At 71.0% G+C, this 821-nt stretch carries 1 protein-coding gene; it reads left to right on the forward strand.

The window, feature by feature from the left end:
- A partial coding sequence (locus tag MD221_RS17715; RefSeq protein WP_242113396.1) for a hypothetical protein occupies window positions 1–821 on the forward strand: 821 nt, incomplete at both ends.

Raw genomic sequence — 821 nt, forward strand, 5'->3', positions numbered from 1 at the left:
GTCGTGCGCAAGAGCGGCTTCAGCTATGCCCCGACCACTGGCCTCCTGACCCAGGAACGCGCAGGCGCCGAGGCCGGCGCGGACCAGGAGTCGCTGAAGGTCTACGGCCTGGACGCCTACGGCAACAAGACCTCGGTGGCCACCTGTGCCAACCCGGCCACGACCACGGCCTGCGCGGCCTCGGCGATGCAGTTCCACCCGGCCGACATCACCACGGTGGTGCGCTACAGCCGCACCGCCTACGACGGCCTGGGCCGCTATCCGGTGAGCACCACCGAGACGTTCTGGAACGGCGGCAGCGGCAACGGCTCGGTGGAGAAGCTCACGCAGACGGTCAACGGCCGCGACCTGTTCGGCAACGTCACCGAGGCCACGGACGCGGTCGGGGCGGTGGCGCGGGCGCAGTACGGCCAGCTGGGACGCCCGTACCAGGTCTGGAAGCAGACGGCGGTCGGGGACACGACCAACGGCACGAGCACCCTGACCACCTACCGGCTGTGCGGGGAGGTCGCCTGTCCGGCCGGGGCGAAGTTCCGCGAGCAGGTGCTGACCACCGAGTCGCCGGGGCAGTGGACCTACTTCGACGTGCTCGGCCGCCCGGTGATGAAGGCGGTGGAGACCTTCAACGCCGGGGTGCCGAACAAGGACCTGGCGGTGACCTGCACCGCCTACGAGGCCACCGGCAAACCGCAGGCGAGTTCGAACCCGTTCCTGGTCTCGGGCGTGGTCGGCGGCGGGCCGTCGGTGAGTGCCGACATGTGCGCCAGCGGCAACAGCGCGCGGCTGTGGACGACCACGACCTACGACGCGCTGGGCCGGCC

This window comes from Luteimonas aquatica, assembly GCF_022662575.1.
Taxonomy (GTDB): Bacteria; Pseudomonadota; Gammaproteobacteria; order Xanthomonadales; family Xanthomonadaceae; genus Luteimonas; species Luteimonas aquatica.